Annotated in this window: 20 protein-coding genes; 11 read left to right on the top strand and 9 right to left on the bottom strand. The window is 71.4% G+C overall.

Annotation, left to right across the window (positions count from 1 at the left end; all coding sequences use genetic code 11):
• Window position 1: 1 nt before the first annotated feature.
• The gene (gene nadA / locus IEZ31_RS39645) at window positions 2–1,165 is read right to left on the bottom strand and encodes a quinolinate synthase NadA (RefSeq protein ID WP_190255256.1); all 1,164 of its coding nucleotides are present in this window, start codon (window positions 1,163–1,165) and stop codon (window positions 2–4) included.
• 56 nt (window positions 1,166–1,221) lie between these two features.
• On the opposite strand from nadA, the gene IEZ31_RS39650 reads away from it, so the two are divergent.
• The 5 genes from IEZ31_RS39650 to IEZ31_RS39670 all read left to right on the top strand — a co-directional run bounded on the left by IEZ31_RS39650 (window position 1,222) and on the right by IEZ31_RS39670 (window position 4,750).
• The gene (locus tag IEZ31_RS39650; protein ID WP_190255257.1) at window positions 1,222–2,340 is read left to right on the top strand and encodes a glycerate kinase family protein; all 1,119 of its coding nucleotides are present in this window, start codon (window positions 1,222–1,224) and stop codon (window positions 2,338–2,340) included.
• A 94-nt stretch (window positions 2,341–2,434) separates the two neighbouring features.
• Window positions 2,435–2,803, top strand: a complete 369-nt coding sequence (locus tag IEZ31_RS39655) for a HesB/IscA family protein (protein WP_190255258.1) — start codon at window positions 2,435–2,437, stop codon at window positions 2,801–2,803.
• 117 nt (window positions 2,804–2,920) lie between these two features.
• Window positions 2,921–3,901: a carbohydrate kinase family protein gene (locus tag IEZ31_RS39660; RefSeq protein WP_190255259.1), complete on the top strand. Its 981-nt coding sequence runs from the start codon at window positions 2,921–2,923 to the stop codon at window positions 3,899–3,901.
• Between the two features lie 43 nt (window positions 3,902–3,944).
• A complete protein-coding gene (locus tag IEZ31_RS39665) occupies window positions 3,945–4,343 on the top strand; it encodes a TlpA family protein disulfide reductase (RefSeq protein ID WP_229836340.1) in 399 nt (132 codons plus the stop codon).
• Window positions 4,340–4,750: a DUF4395 domain-containing protein gene (locus IEZ31_RS39670; RefSeq protein ID WP_190255260.1), complete on the top strand. Its 411-nt coding sequence runs from the start codon at window positions 4,340–4,342 to the stop codon at window positions 4,748–4,750. The genes IEZ31_RS39665 and IEZ31_RS39670 overlap by 4 nt, the downstream gene beginning before the upstream one ends.
• Here IEZ31_RS39670 and IEZ31_RS39675 read toward each other — a convergent pair.
• Entirely contained in the window at window positions 4,747–4,959 is a 213-nt protein-coding gene (locus IEZ31_RS39675; protein ID WP_268241732.1) for a sulfurtransferase TusA family protein, read from the bottom strand. The two genes, IEZ31_RS39670 and IEZ31_RS39675, sit on opposite strands and share 4 nt — an antisense overlap.
• Complete coding sequence (locus IEZ31_RS39680; protein ID WP_190255261.1) at window positions 4,956–6,101, bottom strand: cysteine desulfurase family protein; 1,146 nt, start codon at window positions 6,099–6,101, stop codon at window positions 4,956–4,958. The genes IEZ31_RS39675 and IEZ31_RS39680 overlap by 4 nt, the downstream gene beginning before the upstream one ends.
• A gap of 68 nt (window positions 6,102–6,169) precedes the next feature.
• On the opposite strand from IEZ31_RS39680, the gene ctaC reads away from it, so the two are divergent.
• The gene (gene ctaC, locus IEZ31_RS39685; RefSeq protein WP_373294756.1) at window positions 6,170–7,042 is read left to right on the top strand and encodes an aa3-type cytochrome oxidase subunit II; all 873 of its coding nucleotides are present in this window, start codon (window positions 6,170–6,172) and stop codon (window positions 7,040–7,042) included.
• 16 nt (window positions 7,043–7,058) lie between these two features.
• The gene (locus tag IEZ31_RS39690) at window positions 7,059–7,502 is read left to right on the top strand and encodes a cytochrome c oxidase subunit 4 (RefSeq protein ID WP_190255262.1); all 444 of its coding nucleotides are present in this window, start codon (window positions 7,059–7,061) and stop codon (window positions 7,500–7,502) included.
• A gap of 164 nt (window positions 7,503–7,666) precedes the next feature.
• Here the strand turns inward: IEZ31_RS39690 and IEZ31_RS39695 are convergent, their stop codons facing one another.
• The 6 genes from IEZ31_RS39695 to IEZ31_RS39720 form a co-directional block, all read right to left on the bottom strand.
• Entirely contained in the window at window positions 7,667–8,200 is a 534-nt protein-coding gene (locus tag IEZ31_RS39695) for a phospholipase (protein ID WP_190255263.1), read from the bottom strand.
• 110 nt (window positions 8,201–8,310) lie between these two features.
• Window positions 8,311–8,493, bottom strand: coding sequence for a hypothetical protein (locus IEZ31_RS39700; RefSeq protein ID WP_190255264.1), 183 nt, complete (start codon window positions 8,491–8,493; stop codon window positions 8,311–8,313).
• Between the two features lie 57 nt (window positions 8,494–8,550).
• On the bottom strand, window positions 8,551–9,297 hold the full coding sequence (locus tag IEZ31_RS39705; RefSeq protein ID WP_190255265.1) for a hypothetical protein: 747 nt from the start codon (window positions 9,295–9,297) through the stop codon (window positions 8,551–8,553).
• Window positions 9,298–9,701: 404 nt separating this feature from the next.
• Window positions 9,702–10,751, bottom strand: a complete 1,050-nt coding sequence (gene trpD, locus IEZ31_RS39710) for an anthranilate phosphoribosyltransferase (RefSeq protein WP_190255266.1) — start codon at window positions 10,749–10,751, stop codon at window positions 9,702–9,704.
• An 18-nt stretch (window positions 10,752–10,769) separates the two neighbouring features.
• On the bottom strand, window positions 10,770–11,165 hold the full coding sequence (locus IEZ31_RS39715; protein WP_190255267.1) for a response regulator: 396 nt from the start codon (window positions 11,163–11,165) through the stop codon (window positions 10,770–10,772).
• On the bottom strand, window positions 11,162–12,088 hold the full coding sequence (locus IEZ31_RS39720; protein ID WP_373294758.1) for a cytochrome c oxidase assembly protein: 927 nt from the start codon (window positions 12,086–12,088) through the stop codon (window positions 11,162–11,164). The genes IEZ31_RS39715 and IEZ31_RS39720 overlap by 4 nt, the downstream gene beginning before the upstream one ends.
• A 128-nt stretch (window positions 12,089–12,216) precedes the next feature.
• Here IEZ31_RS39720 and ctaE point away from each other — a divergent pair, with 128 nt between their 5' ends.
• From ctaE to qcrB, 4 genes are all read left to right on the top strand, one after another.
• The gene (gene ctaE / locus IEZ31_RS39725) at window positions 12,217–12,816 is read left to right on the top strand and encodes an aa3-type cytochrome oxidase subunit III (RefSeq protein ID WP_190255269.1); all 600 of its coding nucleotides are present in this window, start codon (window positions 12,217–12,219) and stop codon (window positions 12,814–12,816) included.
• 76 nt (window positions 12,817–12,892) lie between these two features.
• Window positions 12,893–13,759 (top strand): cytochrome bc1 complex diheme cytochrome c subunit, encoded by an 867-nt coding sequence (qcrC, locus tag IEZ31_RS39730; RefSeq protein ID WP_190255270.1) that lies wholly within the window; start codon window positions 12,893–12,895, stop codon window positions 13,757–13,759.
• Window positions 13,756–14,853, top strand: coding sequence for a cytochrome bc1 complex Rieske iron-sulfur subunit (gene qcrA, locus IEZ31_RS39735; protein WP_190255271.1), 1,098 nt, complete (start codon window positions 13,756–13,758; stop codon window positions 14,851–14,853). The genes qcrC and qcrA overlap by 4 nt, the downstream gene beginning before the upstream one ends.
• The coding region (qcrB, locus tag IEZ31_RS57205) for a cytochrome bc1 complex cytochrome b subunit (RefSeq protein WP_229836343.1) at window positions 14,850–15,817 on the top strand (968 nt) is incomplete at its 3' end. The genes qcrA and qcrB, both read left to right, overlap by 4 nt.

Raw genomic sequence — 15,817 nt, forward strand, 5'->3', positions numbered from 1 at the left:
CTTACGGCAGTGCCAGCATCCGGTCGAGCGCGACCCGCGCGTAGTGGGCCGTGTCGGCGTCGACGACGATCTCGTTCGGGACCCGGCCGGCGACGAGCTCCTCGAGCGCCCACACGAGGTGCGGCAGGTCGATGCGGTTCATCGTCGAGCAGTAGCAGACGTTGCGGTCCAGGAACATGATCTGCTTGTCCGGGTGGGCCAGCGCCAGGCGGCGGACCAGGTTGAGCTCGGTGCCGACGGCCCAGGCGGTGCCGGCGGGCGCGGCCTCGATCGTCTTGATGATGTACTCCGTGGAGCCCACGTGGTCGGCGGCCGTGACCACCTCGTGGCGGCACTCCGGGTGCACCAGCACGTTGACCCCCGGCACCCGTTCGCGCACGTCGTCGACGCTGTCGAGGGTGAACCGGCCGTGCACCGAGCAGTGCCCCCGCCAGAGGATCATCTTCGCCGCACGCAGCTGCTCGTCGGTCAGCCCGCCGTTCGGCTTGTGCGGGTCGTAGAGGACGCAGTCGGACAGCTCCAGGCCCAGCTTCAGCACCGCCGTGTTGCGCCCGAGGTGCTGGTCGGGCAGGAAGAACACCTTGGTGCCCTGCTCGAACGACCAGCGCAGCGCGGTCTCGGCGTTCGACGAGGTGCAGACCACGCCGTCGTTGCGGCCGACGAAGCCCTTGATGTCGGCCGAGGAGTTCATGTACGTCACGGGGACGACCTCGCCGGCGATGCCCAGCTCGGTGAACCGGTCCCAGGCCTTCTCGACCTGCACGAGCGCGGCCATGTCGGCCATCGAGCAGCCGGCGGCGAGGTCGGGCAGCACGACCCGCTGGCGGTCGGAGGTGAGGATGTCGGCGCTCTCGGCCATGAAGTGCACGCCGCAGAACACGATGTACTCGGCGGCGGGCCGGGCGGCGGCCTCCCGCGCGAGCTTGAAGGAGTCGCCGGTCACGTCGGCGAACTGGATGACCTCGTCGCGCTGGTAGTGGTGGCCCAGCACGAAGACGCGGTCGCCGAGGGCGGCCTTGGCGCGGGCGGCCCGCTCGACCAGGTCGGGGTCGCTCGGCGCGGGCAGGTCGCCCGGACACTCGACGCCCTTCTCGGTGTTCGGGTCGGCGCCCCGGCCCAGCAGCAGCAGTGCGGTGGCGGTTGACGACGGTTCAGCCCAGGTCACCCTCCGATGGTCCCACGCGCCGTCACCCCGGCGACTGTGACGTGCACAATGACCGGATGCGCGTCCTCGTCTGCCCCGACAAGTTCGCCGGCACGATCTCGGCCGTCGAGGCCGCCACGGCCTTCGCCGAGGGCTGGCGCGCGGCGCAGCCGGCCGACGATGTGGTACTGCGTCCGCTGTCGGACGGCGGGCCCGGGTTCGTGGCCGTCCTCGCCGCCGCCCTTCCCGGCGCGAAGCTGATCACGGTGCCCACCACCGACCCGCTGGGCCGGCCCGTCGAGGGTCGCGTGCTGCTCGACGGGGAGACCGCCTACGTGGAGAGCGCCGAGGCCTGCGGCCTGCACCTGCTCGCTCCCGAGGAGCGCGACCCGAAGGTCGCCACGTCGTTCGGCCTGGGCACCCTGCTGCTCGCCGCGGTGGAGTCCGGCGCGACGACGGTCGTGGTCGGGCTGGGTGGGAGCGCCACCAACGACGGGGGTGCGGGCCTGCTCGCCGCCCTCGGCGCGGCCCCGCTCGACGCCGCCGGCTACGCGCTGCCCTACGGCGGCGCCGCCCTGGCGGCCTGCGCGTCGCTCGGCGGCCACCCACGCCTGCGCGACGCCACCCTGGTCGCCGCGACCGACGTCGACAGCCCGCTGCTCGGCCTGCACGGCGCCACCGCCGTGTTCGGCCCGCAGAAGGGCGCGACCCGGGAGGACGTGTTCCTGCTCGACGCCGCGCTGGAGCGGTTCGCGCAGGTCCTGGCCGCCCTGCCGACCGCACCCGCCGGCCTGGCCGAGCTGCCCGGCGCGGGGGCCGCGGGCGGGCTGGGCGCGGCGCTGCTCGCCCTCGGCGGGCGGGTCGAGTCGGGCATCGGCCTGGTCCGGCGCCTGTGCGGCCTCGACGCCGAGCTCGACGAGGCCGGGCTGGTCGTCACCGGCGAGGGCTCGTTCGACGAGCAGTCGCTGCGCGGGAAGGTCGTGGCCGGTGTGGCGAACGCCGCACGCGACCGTGGCGTGCCCTGCGTGGTGGTCGCCGGCCGGGTGGCCGCCGGCCGCCGGGAGGCCGCCAGCATCGGCGTCACGGAGGCACATTCCCTGGTCGAGCACTTCCAGAGCGTCGAGGAAGCGCTCTCCCGGCCCGCGGACGGGCTGCGTGAGCTTGGACAACGCCTGGCTCGCCAGTGGAGCCGATAGGCGATTTCCGTGTCAGTATGGGACGGGAATGCCATCGTGAGCCGCGGCGTTGGCTCTGGTGGAACTGTAGACATCACCGCAGGGAGCTTTGATCGTGACCGCTTCGCAGCTTGCCGAGCCCGTTCAGACGGACAACCCGGCCGGCATCGGCCTCACCGCGGATGCCGCTCTCAAGGTGAAGGCCCTGCTCGAGCAGGAAGGTCGTGACGACCTCCGGCTGCGCGTCGCGGTGCAGCCCGGTGGTTGCTCGGGCCTGCGCTACCAGCTGTTCTTCGACGAGCGCTCGCTCGACGGGGACAAGGTCAGCACCTACGACGGCTTCGAGGTCGTCGTCGACCGGATGAGCGTGCCCTACCTGACCGGCGCGACCATCGACTTCGCCGACCGCATCGACGCGCAGGGCTTCACCATCGACAACCCCAACGCCCAGGGCTCCTGCGCCTGCGGCGACTCGTTCCACTAGAGATCTTTTCGCACTTCGGGCCGCTTCCCGGTGAACGGGAGGCGGCCTTCGCGCGTCCTCGGAGTCGGTAGGCTGTCCGGGCTGTGCTTCCTGTCGCCACGACCTCCAGAGGTTTTCATGAAGATCGTCGTCACCGGCTCGATCGCGACCGATCACCTGATGCACTTCCCGGGCCGCTTCGCGGAGCAGCTCCTGGCCGATCAGCTGCACAAGGTGTCGCTGTCGTTCCTGGTGGACGACCTCACGGTCCGGCGGGGTGGCATCGCGGCGAACATCGCCTTCGGCATGGGCCTGCTCGGGCTGCGCCCGATCCTGGTCGGCGCGGTGGGCGCGGACTTCACCGACTACCGCAGCTGGCTGACCCGGCACGGGGTCGACTGCGACTCGGTGTACGTGAGCGAGATCGCACACACCGCCCGATTCGTCTGCACGACCGACGACGACATGAACCAGATCGCCTCGTTCTACGCGGGTGCCATGTCGGAGGCCCGCAACATCGAGCTGCAGCCGGTCCACCATCGGGTGGGCGGCCTCGACCTGCTCCTGGTCAGCCCCAACGACCCGGTCGCCATGGTCCGGCACACCGAGGAGGCCCGGTTGCTGGGCATCCCGTTCGCCGCCGACTGCTCCCAGCAGCTGGCCCGCATGTCCGGCGGTGAGATCCGCAAGCTCGTCGACGGCGCGGCCTACCTGCTGACCAACGACTACGAGAAGGAGCTGCTCGAGTCGAAGACCGGCCTGACCACGGCGACGCTGCTCGACCAGGTCGACATCCTGGTGACCACCCTCGGTAAGGACGGTGTGGTCATCCGCGGGCGGGCGCTCGACGAGGAGATCGTCGTGCCGGTGGTCAAGGGCGTGCAGGCCATCGACCCGACCGGCGTCGGCGACGGCTTCCGGGCCGGCTTCTTCGCGGCCCTGTCGTGGGGCCTGGACCTGGAGCGGGCCGCCCAGGTCGGCTCGATGATCGCGGCGCTGGTGCTGGAGACGGTCGGTCCCCAGGAGTACGCGATCGTGACCGACGAGTTCACCAAGCGCATCGCCGAGTCCTACGGCGACCTCGCCGCCGAGGAGATCCGGGTCCACCTGCCGGCCTGAGTATCCCTATCGGCTTGATAGGGATCGGAGTATCGTTGCCGCCGTGACGATCGTGGTCCTGGCGGTGCTCGCCCTCGCGACCGTGGCCGGGCTCGTGTACCGGGCCCGCTACGGTCGTCTGCGCACCCATCCGGGCGACCTGCCGTCGGGCCTGCTCACGCCGGCCGGCGACGCGGTCACCCTGCTGCACTTCTCCTCGGCGACCTGCGCGCCCTGCCGCCAGGTGCGCCGGGTCTGCGCCGACGTCGCCGGGACCGTCGCCGGGGTGCGCCACGTCGAGCTCGACGCCGACGAGCACCTCGACGCCGTCCGCGAGCTGGGCATCTGGCGCCTGCCGACGCTGCTCGTCGTCGACCGGGCCGGCCGGGTGGCCAGCCGCACGGTCGGCGTGCCGACCCGCGACGACCTGCGCGCCGCCGTGACGGAGGTGCTGGCGGCGTGACGCTCGACCCGCGCGGCCCGCGCTTCGCCGCGGCCCTCACCTCGGTCGTCTTCGTGGTCGTCCTGCTCACCGGCAGCGGCTGGCTGGCACTGGCCCAGGCTGTGATCTTCGCCATCGGCGCCTGGGACCCCCGCCGGACCCCCTACGGCCTGCTGTACCGCTTCGCCGTCGCCCCGCGCCTCACCCCGCCCACCGAGCGGGAGGACGCCGCCCCGGTCCGCTTCGCCCAGGCCGTGGGCCTGGTGTTCGCCCTGGCGACGGTGGCCGGCTACCTGTCGGGCGCGACCGTCGCCGGCGTGGTCGGCGCGTCGTTCGCCCTGCTGGCGGCGTTCCTCAACGCCGTCTTCGGCCTGTGCCTGGGCTGCGAGGCGTACCTGCTGATCCGCCGCCTGCGCGCCCCGGCCTAGCCCTTCAGCTCCACCGTGTAGGCGTCGCCGGCGGCGGCGACGAACGTGTGGCCGCGCATGCGGCACCAGGCCGGGATGTCGACCGCGGCCGCCGGGTCGTCGGCGAGCACCTCGATCCGGGTGCCGGGCGGCTGGTTGGCGGCCAGCTTGGCCAGCATGATGACGGGCAGCGGGCAGCGCTTGCCCCGGGCGTCGACGACGTGGCTCACAGGCCCGCCACCCCCGCCTCGGCCCGCGCGGCCGCCACCAGGGGCGGGAGGGCGGCGAGGAACCGGCGGACGTCCTCCTCGGACACGTCCCGGTGCAGCGAGACCCGGACGTTGCCGTGGGTCAGCACGCCCATGGCGGCCAGGACGTGCGAGGGGCGCAGCGTGTCGGCGGTGCAGGCCGAGCCCGACGACACGGCGAAGCCGGCCCGGTCGAGGGCCTGCAGCAGTACCTCGCCGTCGACGTACAGGCACGAGAACGTGACGATGTGTGGCAGTCGTTCGACGGGGTCGCCGACCACCTCGACGTCGGGCACCGTCGCGGCCACCGTGCGCCGGATCTCGTCGACCAGGGCGTGCTGCCGGGCCGACTCCACGGCCGCGGCCTCGTGCACCGCGCGCAGCGACGCCGCCGCGGCGACGATCGCCGGCACGTCGTCGGCCGCCTCCCAGGGCCGCTCCCACCGGGTGCCCTTGCGGACCGCCAGGAGGCCGACGCCGGCCGGGCCGCCCCACTTGCGGGCGCTGCCGGCCAGCAGGGACCAGCCGGTGGGCAGGGGGGCGCGGCCGATCGACTGGGCGGCGTCGACCAGCAGCGGCACCCCGGCCCCGGCGCACAGCTCGGCCGCGGTGGCGACCGGCTGCACGGTTCCCACCTCATGATTCGCGCTCTGGACGGCCGCCACGGCCACTTCCGCGGAATTCACCGCGGACGCCAGCGCGTCGAGGTCGACCCGGCCGGTCGCCGAGACGGGCACGGCGACCGCGTCGGGCCCGGCGGCCTTGACGACCGCGGAGTGCTCGACGGCGGAGTGGACGACGACGCGGCGGCCCCGGGCGCGGCGGACGCCCTCGACGGCCTGGCGCACCGCGTCGGCGCCGCCGGCCGTGAAGTGCAGCTCGTCGGGGCGCACGCCCAGGATCTCGGCGGCCGAGGCGCGGGCCGCGTCGAGCAGCTGCCGGGCCCGCCTGGCCTGCGCGTAGAGCTTGCCCGGGTCGGCCCAGCCCTCGTCGGCGGCGGCCTGAAACGCTTGCCGCGCAACGGGATGGAGCGGGGTGGCGGTGGCCGAGTCGAAGTAGACGCCCACCCCGGCAACGCTATCGCGACCCGGACACGGTGACCCCAAGCCGGGTGGACCGAGCATGGTCGAGTACGCTCGCCAGCGTTGGAGAGGCTTGCCGCGCAGCGGCACTGCTAAGGAGGCAGGAGCAGGTGGTCTCAAGAGGTTTGAGCCCCGCGCGCGCCATTGGGCTCGCCGTCTCGGCCGTCGGGGCGACGACCCTGCTCGCCGGTTGCTCCGTCGAGGACACGTTCAACGGGTTCGGCTGGCCGAAAGGCATCACCGAGCAGGGTGACCGGATGTACGACCTGTGGATCGGGTCGGTCGTCGCGGCGCTGGCGGTCGGTGTCTTCGTCTGGGGCCTGATTTTCTGGTGCGTGGTGCGCTACCGCAAGCGGGGCGAGGAGCTGCCGCCGCAGACGCGCTACAACATGCCGTTCGAGATTCTCTACACGGTGGCGCCGTTCGTGGTCATCGCCGTGTTGTTCTTCTACACCGCGATCATCCAGACCGACGTCGACCGGCTCTCGAAGAACCCGGACGTCAACGTCGAGGTGATCGCCTCCAAGTGGAACTGGCAGTTCGTCTACTCGGACAGCAAGGGCCCGGACGGCAAGCCGATCAACGAGGTCGGCGCCGAGAACTACATCCCGGTCCTCGTCGTCCCGGCGGGCAAGTCGGTGCAGTTCAAGGAGACCTCGAACGACGTCATCCACTCGTTCTGGGTGCCCGACATCCTGTTCAAGCGGGACGTCATCCCGGGCGTGGAGAACCGCTTCGAGGTCAATTTCAAGGACAACGCCGAGGGTGCGTACGTCGGCCGGTGCGCCGAGCTGTGCGGCACGTATCACTCGATGATGAACTTCGAGATGCGGGTGGTCTCGCAGGCGCAGTACCAGCAGTATCTCGACCTGCGAATCGCCGGAAAGAGCACGCCGGAGGCCTTCGAGCAGCTGGGCCTGCCGGGCTACGCGACCAAGACGACCCCGTTCGACACCGACCGCACCAAGCGGTCGGCGAGCTGAGCAAAGGCGGACGGCGATGAAGTCAGAAGGACGTCTTTTCTTCGTCCTCGCGTTGTTCGTGTTCGCGATGGCGGGGCTCTACGCGTGGTGGACCGATGTCGCGCCGCACGAGCAGGCCGGGCACCGCGGGATCGAGTGGATCGGCGTGGTCGCGCTGGTCCTCTCGGGCCTGCTGCTCACGATGGTCGGCAGCGCGCTGTGGCTCATCTCGCGCCGCATCGCGCCGCGTCCGGAGGACCGCCCGGACGCGGAGATCGCCGAAGGCGCCGGCGACCTGGGCTTCTTCAGCCCGGGCAGCTACTGGCCGTTCGGCCTGGCCTTCGCGGCGATGATCGCCAGCCTGGGCCTGGCCTTCGACCAGTGGTGGCTGGTGGCGGTCGGCCTGCTGTCGGTGCTGTTCGCGACGTGCGGCCTCATGTTCGAGTACTACACGGGTTCGCGCCGCGGCGCCGAGCACTGACGACAGCGACGCACAGAAGGGCCCCGCCGGTCGGCGGGGCCCTTCTGCGTTGTCCGGCGTCCGCCATTTCGCGCAGTTGACCTTGGTGGATCACGGTCGCCGGGGCGGCGGAAAACCACCAAGGTCAAACTGGGCGGCGGGCGTCAGTTGCGCGGACTCGAGTATCAGCGTTGCGACCTGGCCTGGGCGAGCTCGCCGCGTTCCTTGAGGTCGGCGGCGCGCTCGAGGGCGGCGTCGCTCAGGACGACGTTGCCGAAGGCGACGACGGCCTGGTAGTACGTCCAGGCCAGGCTGGTGCAGGCCGGGCGGACGAAGCTGTTGTAGGTCGCGCACTTGGCCTTGAGGTCGCGGTAGAAACTGTCGTCGATGCGGCTCTTGTTCGCCGGGAACTGGCCCATCGCCTTGTAGTTGCGGTAGCCGAAGTCGTGCCGCTGGCACGACAGCCGGAAGTCGAATCCCAGCGGCTGGTCGGGGCTGGTCGAGCAGTAGTCGGTCGACCAGTCGAAGCCGTAGCTCGCCCACGCGCCCTGGTTCTGGCGGGCGGCGTTCCAGGCGTCGTAGCTGCCCTGCGTGGGCTGTGACCAGGTTGACATGACGGCGAGCTTCTCGGCGGGCGTGGCCGCTGCGGCCGGACCGGCGGCCAGGCCCAGGCCCAGGAGCGCGGCCGTCAGCGTGACGGTGAGGCGCCGGAGCTTCATCTGCACACCTCTGTTCGTGCGGGAACGGGGTGCAACAGATTGTTCCGGGTCGATATGGCCGGGTGGCGGGTGCTGCGCCAAGCGGTACTTGCCGGGAGCTGAACGGACGCTCAGGCCGCTCGGCGCAGCAGGACGCGCGGGCGGCGGTCCATCAGCAGGATCACCGGGGCCACCACGATCGCGGCGCCGCACGCGGTGCAGGCCCAGTCGGGGCAGCTCGACCGGGGGTGGTCGGTGCACGCCGGCTTCTCGAAGACCCGCAGCCTGGCACAGGTGTCGCAGTGGAGCTCCATGCCGCCACCGTGCCATCGCCGCGCGCCGGCGCCGCGCATTGCCGGCGGCGTGTCGGGTCACGGTTTGGTGCTGACCGGGGGCTTGAAGGCCGCGCCGGAGACGCTCGGGGTGGCGTACTGCAGGGTCAGCGTGGCCGGCGTTCCCGCGTCGGTGGTGCCCTCGAAGTAGGCGAGTTGCCCGGCCGGGTTCACGCAGGCCGTCTCGGTGCGGATCCCGGTGGCCGTGACCGACACGCACTGCGCGTCGCCGCGCTTCGACACACCGGTCCGAACGCCGTCGCCCTTGGCGATCGCCGCCAGCCGGCCCAGCGCCGCCTCGGGAGGCAGGAAGTCGCCCCCGAACGCCTCGCTGATCGCCTTGGCCTGGCCGGCCGACATCGCGTCCGCCCCCGGCCCTTCCGCGCAGCTCACGGCGGGCTGGGCGGCCTTCCTGCCCTTGCTGGGGGAGGGGGCGGGCTGGGCGCGGCAGAGGTACGTGCCGTCGGGCGTCGAGATGAACGTCACGCTACCGCCCCGGTACGCCCGGCGCGGGTTCGACTGTGACACCACGACGACGGCGCCGGAGGCGGTCGCGTACTGCAGTGTGGCGTCCGACTCCAGGCCGAGCACGAGCCGGGCGGCGAGCGAGTCGACGAGCTCGATCGCCGCGCCGGCGGCCGCCGCCTGCTTCGCCTGCTCGGACTGCTGCTGGGGCGGCGCCTGGCACGAGCGCGCCATCATGCCGGCGAAGCCGAGCGTCACCGTGCCGGCGACGATCGCGGCCAGCAGCGCCTTCTTCGGGTTGTTGCGCGGCAGTTCGGACACGTACCACCCAACGGTCCGGCGCGGCTCGGGGTTGCGCGGGGTGGTGCCGCACGGTTCGCGCGGTTGCTGCGCGGTCGCCGTGGCGGCCGCTCGCCGGCCGCTGGGCAGGCCTCGCCGGCCGCTCGCCGGTCGTTTGGCGGCGCCTTGCCGGTCGCTCGCCGACCGCTCGCCCGCCGATCTTGGAGTTGTGGTCCCGGATTTGTCGGAAATAGCGCGATAAAGACGGGATCGCAACTCCAAGATCGCGGCACTGCGCGTGTGCCGTGCGGGCAGAGCTGTGCGGACGGTGCGGTGTGGTGCGGGCAGCGCGGGCGGCGCGGTGCAGGCGGTGCGGTGCGGCAGCGCGGGTGGGCGGCGCGGTGCAGGCGGTGCGGTTCGGCAGCGCGGGCGGGTGGTGCGGGTGGTCAGGAGGCCTTGAAGGACGCCCAGCGCTCGACCAGCGCCGTCGCCGCGCCCGAGTCGACGGCGGCGGCCGCGCGGTCGAGACCGGCCTTGAGCTGCGTCGGCAGCGTGTCGACGGTCAGCCCGCCGGCCCGGGCGGCGAGCGCCGCGGCCGCGTTGAGCAGCACGGCGTCGCGGACCGGGCCCGGCTCGCCGGCGAACATCCGCCGGGCGGCGTCGGCGTTGTGGGCCGCGTCGCCGCCGCGCAGGTCGCCCGGCGCGGACCGGGCGAGGCCCAGCTCCACCGAGTCCACCAGCGTCTCCGTCACGGTGCCGCCGCTGACCACCCAGACGCGGCTGGGAGCGGCCGTCGTGAACTCGTCGAGGCCGTCCTCGCCGCGCACCAGGAGCACCGAGAAGCCGCGGCCGGCCAGCACGCCGGCCACCACCGGGGCCATCCGCTGGTCGAAGCAGCCGATCGTGGCCGCCGTGGGCTGCGCCGGGTTGGTCAGCGGGCCCAGGAAGTTGAACACCGTCGGCACGCCCATCTCGCGGCGCGGGACGCCGGCGTGGCGCATGCCCGGGTGGAAGCGGGCGGCGAAGCAGAAGCCGATGCCGACCTCGGTGACGCACCGGGCGACGTCCTCCGGGCCCAGGTCGATGGTGACCCCGAGGGCCTCGAGCACGTCGGCGGCGCCGGCCGAGGACGACGCGGCGCGGTTGCCGTGCTTGACGACCGGCACGCCGGCGGCGGCGGTCACCACGGCGGCCATTGTCGAGATGTTGACCGTGTTGGCCCGGTCGCCGCCGGTGCCGACGATGTCGACGGCGGCGTTGCGCAGCTCGTCGGTGATCGGCACTTTCGGCGCGGTGGCCAGCATCAGCTCGGCGCAGCCGGCCACCTCGGCGGGGGTCTCGCCCTTGGCCCGCAGCGCGATCACGAACGCGGCCGTCTGCACGGGGGTGGCCTCACCGGCCATGATCTCGCCCATCGCCCACCGGGTGTCCTCGGTGGAGAGGTCCTCGCCGCGGAGCAGCGAGCTGAGCAGCTGTGGCCAGGTGCGGTCGCCCATGGCGGCCTCCAGGAGGGGTTACTGGCGGATGGCGGGGTATGCGCGGAGCAGGCCGGCGACGGTCTCGCCGGTGGTCACGGGGTCCAGCGGATACATGATCGTGCCCTCGACGCGGGCGTAGGACGCCAGCCAGCGGTCCGCGGCGCGGGCGATCGCCAGCACGACCGGCGGCGCGTCGACGACCTCGTCCTTGAGCTGGCGGGCGATGCCCAGGCCGCCGCCGGGGGTGGCTTCGCCGTCGAGGACCAGCAGGTCGACGTCGGTGTCGTCGACGAGCTTCACCACCTCGGCGTAGGTCGAGGCGTCGACGAAGCGCACCTGCAGGTCGGCCGCGGGGCGGTTGCCGATGGCCAGCCGCATGCGGTCGCGGACCTCGGGGTCGTCGCTGTACAGCAGGACGGTGTGCTCGCTCATGTGCGTGCTGCTCCTCGTGTGGCGGGTGCCTCCGGGATCGTACCGTCCGCCGTAATCGCGATGCCGGTGCGGGCGGACCACTCCGCCTCCTCGCGCCGCTGCTGCTCCTCGCGGTCGAGCTGCCGGTCGACCCGCTTCGCCTCGCGGTCGGACTGCCGCATCCACTGCACGACCAGGACGGCGAGCATGGTCACCGAGACGATCTCGCCGCCGGCCCAGAGGATGCCGCCGGCCACGACCTGGTCGCCGGCGGGGTCGGCCCAGGGGAGGTGCAGCGACGGGTACCAGTCGCCGCCGAGCAGGTCCTTGCTCTGCATGATGGTCAGCCCGAGCACCGTGTGGAACGGCGTGGACAGGAACATCAGCAGGGCCCGGGCCGGGTAGGGCCAGCGGCCGGGCAGCGGATCGAGGCCCAGCAGCGGCCAGAAGAACAGGCAGCCCACGGCGATGAAGTGCGCGTGCGTGAGCTCGTGGACCCACGCGTGGCGCATCGTCAGCTCGTACAGCTGCGTGAAATAGAGCACGAACGGCGTCACGACGAAGAAGCCGAACGCCACCAGCGGGAATGCCAGGATGCGGGCGGCCCGCGAGTGCACGACCGCCAGCAGGATCCGCCGCCCGCCGGCCGGCAGGGTGCGCAGCGCGAGCGTCACCGGCGCGCCGAGGGCCAGGAAGATCGGCGCGATCATGGACAGCATCATGTGCTGCACCATGTGGACGGACAGCAGTGCCGTGTCGTAGGCCTCGACCCCGGTCATGGTGACCGCGGCGATCGAGCCCAGCCCCGGCACGAGGAACAGCGCGGTGCGCGCGATCGGCCAGCTGTCACCACGTTTGCGCAGCTTGACGACGCCGGCGAGGTACAGGCCGGCGGCGGCCAGCAGCAGCAGCGTCAGCCACGAGACGTGGAACGACCCGAGGATCGTCGCGGCCGACGGAGGACCTGGATCAGCAGCGTGGAGCACGTCCCCAGACTATGCCGACGCACGAATCGTCCGTGTCTGGTGGACCCCGTGAAAAGCCGGTGATGATCGGGGGCAATAATGACCCCGTGACTGCGGCCCCAGCGATTGCCAAGAGCCAGATCCACTCACTGACCAGGCCCAACATGGTCAGTGTCGGGACGATCGTGTGGCTCTCCAGCGAACTGATGTTCTTCGCGGCACTCTTCGCGATGTACTTCTCCATCCGCGCCGCCGCGCCGGAGCTGTGGGAGAAGCACACCGAGGTGCTGAACATCCCCTACGCCCTGACGTTCACGCTGGTCCTCGTGGCGTCCTCGATCACCTGCCAGATCGGCGTGTTCCGCGCCGAGCGCGGTGACGTCCACGGCCTGCGGCGCTGGTTCGCCCTGACCTTCGTCATGGGCCTGATCTTCGTCCTCGGCCAGGTCAACGAGTACCGGACCCTGGTGCACGAGGGCGTGAAGATCAACGGCGATGGGTACGGTTCGATGTTCTACCTGACGACCGGCTTCCACGGCCTGCACGTCACGGGCGGTCTGATCGCCTTCATCATCTACCTCATCCGCACGACCATGGGCCGCTTTACCCCCGCCCAGGCGACCGCGGCGATCGTCGTGTCGTACTACTGGCACTTCGTCGACGTGGTCTGGATCGCGCTGTTCGCGATGATCTACTTCCTGCAGTAGCCGCTCCGGCCGCGCGTCACGCTTCCGGGACCACCACTTCTGAGACGACATAGGTGATGACGACAAAGGTGAGGCCATGACTTCTGAGCAGAGCAGGCGGCCGCTTGCCCGGCTGGTGCCGGGCGGGAAGCGCGCGGCGCGCAGCAAGCTTCGCCGGCGGCTGTCGGCAGCGGTGCGCCTGGTCGCGGCCCTCACGCTGGTCGGCGGCCTCTACAGCGCATACGCACCCGGCGTCGGCCGGGCCGAGGAGACCCCCACCCTCTCGGCCGCGGCCCAGCGTGGCAAGGCGATCTACGAGCAGAGCTGCATCACCTGCCACGGCCGCAACGCGCAGGGTGTCGAGGACCGCGGGCCGAGCCTGATCGGCGTCGGCTCCGCCGCGGTCGAGTTCCAGGTCAACACCGGCCGCATGCCGCTGGCCCGCCAGGAGGCGCAGGCCGAGCGCAAGCAGCCGCAGCTGACCGAGCAGCAGGCGGCCGACCTCGGCGCCTACATCCAGGAGCTGGGCGGCGGACCGCAGCTGCCGTCGGCGGAGAGCCTGGACGAGGAGGTCCGCAAGGCCACCGCGGACAGCAAGACGCTCGCCCACGGCGGCGAGCTCTACCGGGTCAACTGCTCGTCCTGCCACGCCTTCTCCACGGGCGGCGGCGCGCTCTCGTCGGGCAAGTTCGCCCCGTCGCTGGAGCACTCGACCAACCGTGACATCTACGCGGCGATGCTGACCGGTCCGCAGAACATGCCGGTGTTCGGCAACAACCAGCTGAGCCCGGACGACAAGGCCGCGATCATCGCGTACATCCAGGACCTGAACAAGAACGCGTCGACCGACCCCGGCGGCTGGAACCTCGGCCGCTACGGCCCGGTCCCCGAGGGACTCGTCATCTTCCTCGTCGGTATCGCGGCGCTCGTGTTCGCCACGCTGTGGATTGCAGGGAAGTCATGACCACCCACCACTCGACCGTCGAAGAAGAGTTCGACGCCGCCGACCCGGAGCTGACCCGGTTCGACCTCGTCCGCGAGGGCGCGCGCCGGGACGGCGTGGAGATCGCCCACTACGCGCCGCGGTTCCCGGTGCCGGGCACCCGGGCCGAGAAGCGCATCGAGCGGACGCTGGCCTTCCTGTTCTTCCTCACCGGCCTGATGGGCACCGCGTTCGTGGTCGCCTACATCGCCTGGCCGTGGAAGTACGGCCACGGCGACTCGACCTACCGGGCGCTGTACCCGTACTACAACCCCGTGCTGGGCGCCACGCTCGGCCTGGCCCTACTGACCCTCGGCGTGGGCATCATCACCTGGTCGAAGAAGCTCCTCCCCGAGGAGGTCTCGGTCCAGGAGCGCCACGACGGGCCGTCCGACTCGGTCGAGCAGCGGCTCACCTCGGCGACGATCCTCAACATGGGCGACGAGCTGGGCCTCAAGCGGCGCAAGTTCGTCGGCATGGCGTTCCTGGCGGGCGCCGCCCCGCTGGGCGCGGTCGCCGGCGCGGTGCTGGTCGGCTCGCTGATCAAGGCGCCGACGCAGAACGGTGAGAACATCTTCTTCACCACCGGCTGGGACCCGAAGCACAACGACGGCAAGCCGGTGCGGCTGACCCACGAGGACGGCACCCCGATCCGCCCGGCCGACGTCAGCGTCGGCGGCCAGATCACCGTCTTCCCCGGCATCCCGGGCGGCGCCACCAACAAGTGGGCCGACTCGCCGACCCTGCTGATCCACCTCCGCGAGGGGGACGCCACCGAGACGTTGAAGAACGTCAAGGAGATCAACAAGGGTTCGCAGTGGCAGAACTACGTGGCCTACTCGAAGATCTGCACCCACGCCGGCTGCCCCGCCAGCCTCTACGAGCAGCAGACCAACCGCCTGCTGTGCCCCTGTCACCAGTCGCAGTTCCAGATCACCGACAACGCGCGGCCGATCTTCGGCCCGGCGAGCCGGGCGTTGCCGCAGCTGCCCATCACGGTGGACGATGAGGGCTACTTCGTGGCGACGTCGGACTACAAGGTTGCCGTCGGACCGGCATTTTGGGAGCGGCCATGAAACGGCGCAAGATCGATGTCAGGGCACTGCCGGCGAACTCGGCCAAGGCCCTCGACGAGCGGTTCCAGGCGGCCACGCCGCTGCGCCGCCTCTTCAACAAGGTCTTCCCCGACCACTGGTCGTTCCTGCTGGGCGAGATCGCGCTCTACTCGTTCGTCGTCCTGCTGCTGAGCGGTATCTTCCTGGCGCTGTTCTTCGACCCGTCGCTCAAGGAGACGGTGTATCAGGGCAGCTACACGCCGCTGCGTGGCGTGGAGATGTCCAACGCCTACAACACGGCGCTGCAGCTGTCCTTCGACGTGCGCGGCGGCCTGTTCATGCGGCAGATGCACCACTGGGCGGCGCTGCTGTTCATGGCCGCGATCGTGGTGCACATGTTCCGGGTCTTCTTCACCGGCGCGTTCCGCAAGCCGCGTGAGGCCAACTGGATCGTCGGCGTCCTGCTCTTCTGGATGGGCTTCCTCGAGGGCTTCGGCGGCTACTCGCTGCCCGACGACGCGCTGTCCGGCACCGGCCTGCGCATCGCCAGCGCCATCATGCTGTCGATCCCGATCGTCGGCACCTGGGTGACCACCTCGCTGTTCGGTGGCGAGTTCCCGGGTGAGGTCATCCTCGACCGGCTGTACATCGTGCACGTGCTGCTCGTCCCCGGTGCGCTGCTCGCGCTCATCAGCATCCACATGGGCCTGCTGGTGAAGCAGAAGCACACGCAGTGGCCCGGCCCCGGCCGGACCAACACCAACGTGGTCGGCGTGCGCATGTTCCCGGGCTTCGCAGCCAAGGCCGGCGGCTTCTTCATGATCGTGTTCGCCATGATCGCCGCCCTCGCGGGCCTCTTCCAGATCAACCCGATCTGGCTGTTCGGCCCCTACAAGGCCGCGGTCGTGTCGGCGGCGAGCCAGCCCGACTGGTATGTCATGTTCCTCGACGGCTCGACCCGCCTCTTCCCGGCCTGGGAGATCCG

The sequence above is a fragment of the Dactylosporangium sucinum genome (assembly GCF_014647515.1).
GTDB classification, from domain to species: domain Bacteria; phylum Actinomycetota; class Actinomycetes; order Mycobacteriales; family Micromonosporaceae; genus Dactylosporangium; species Dactylosporangium sucinum.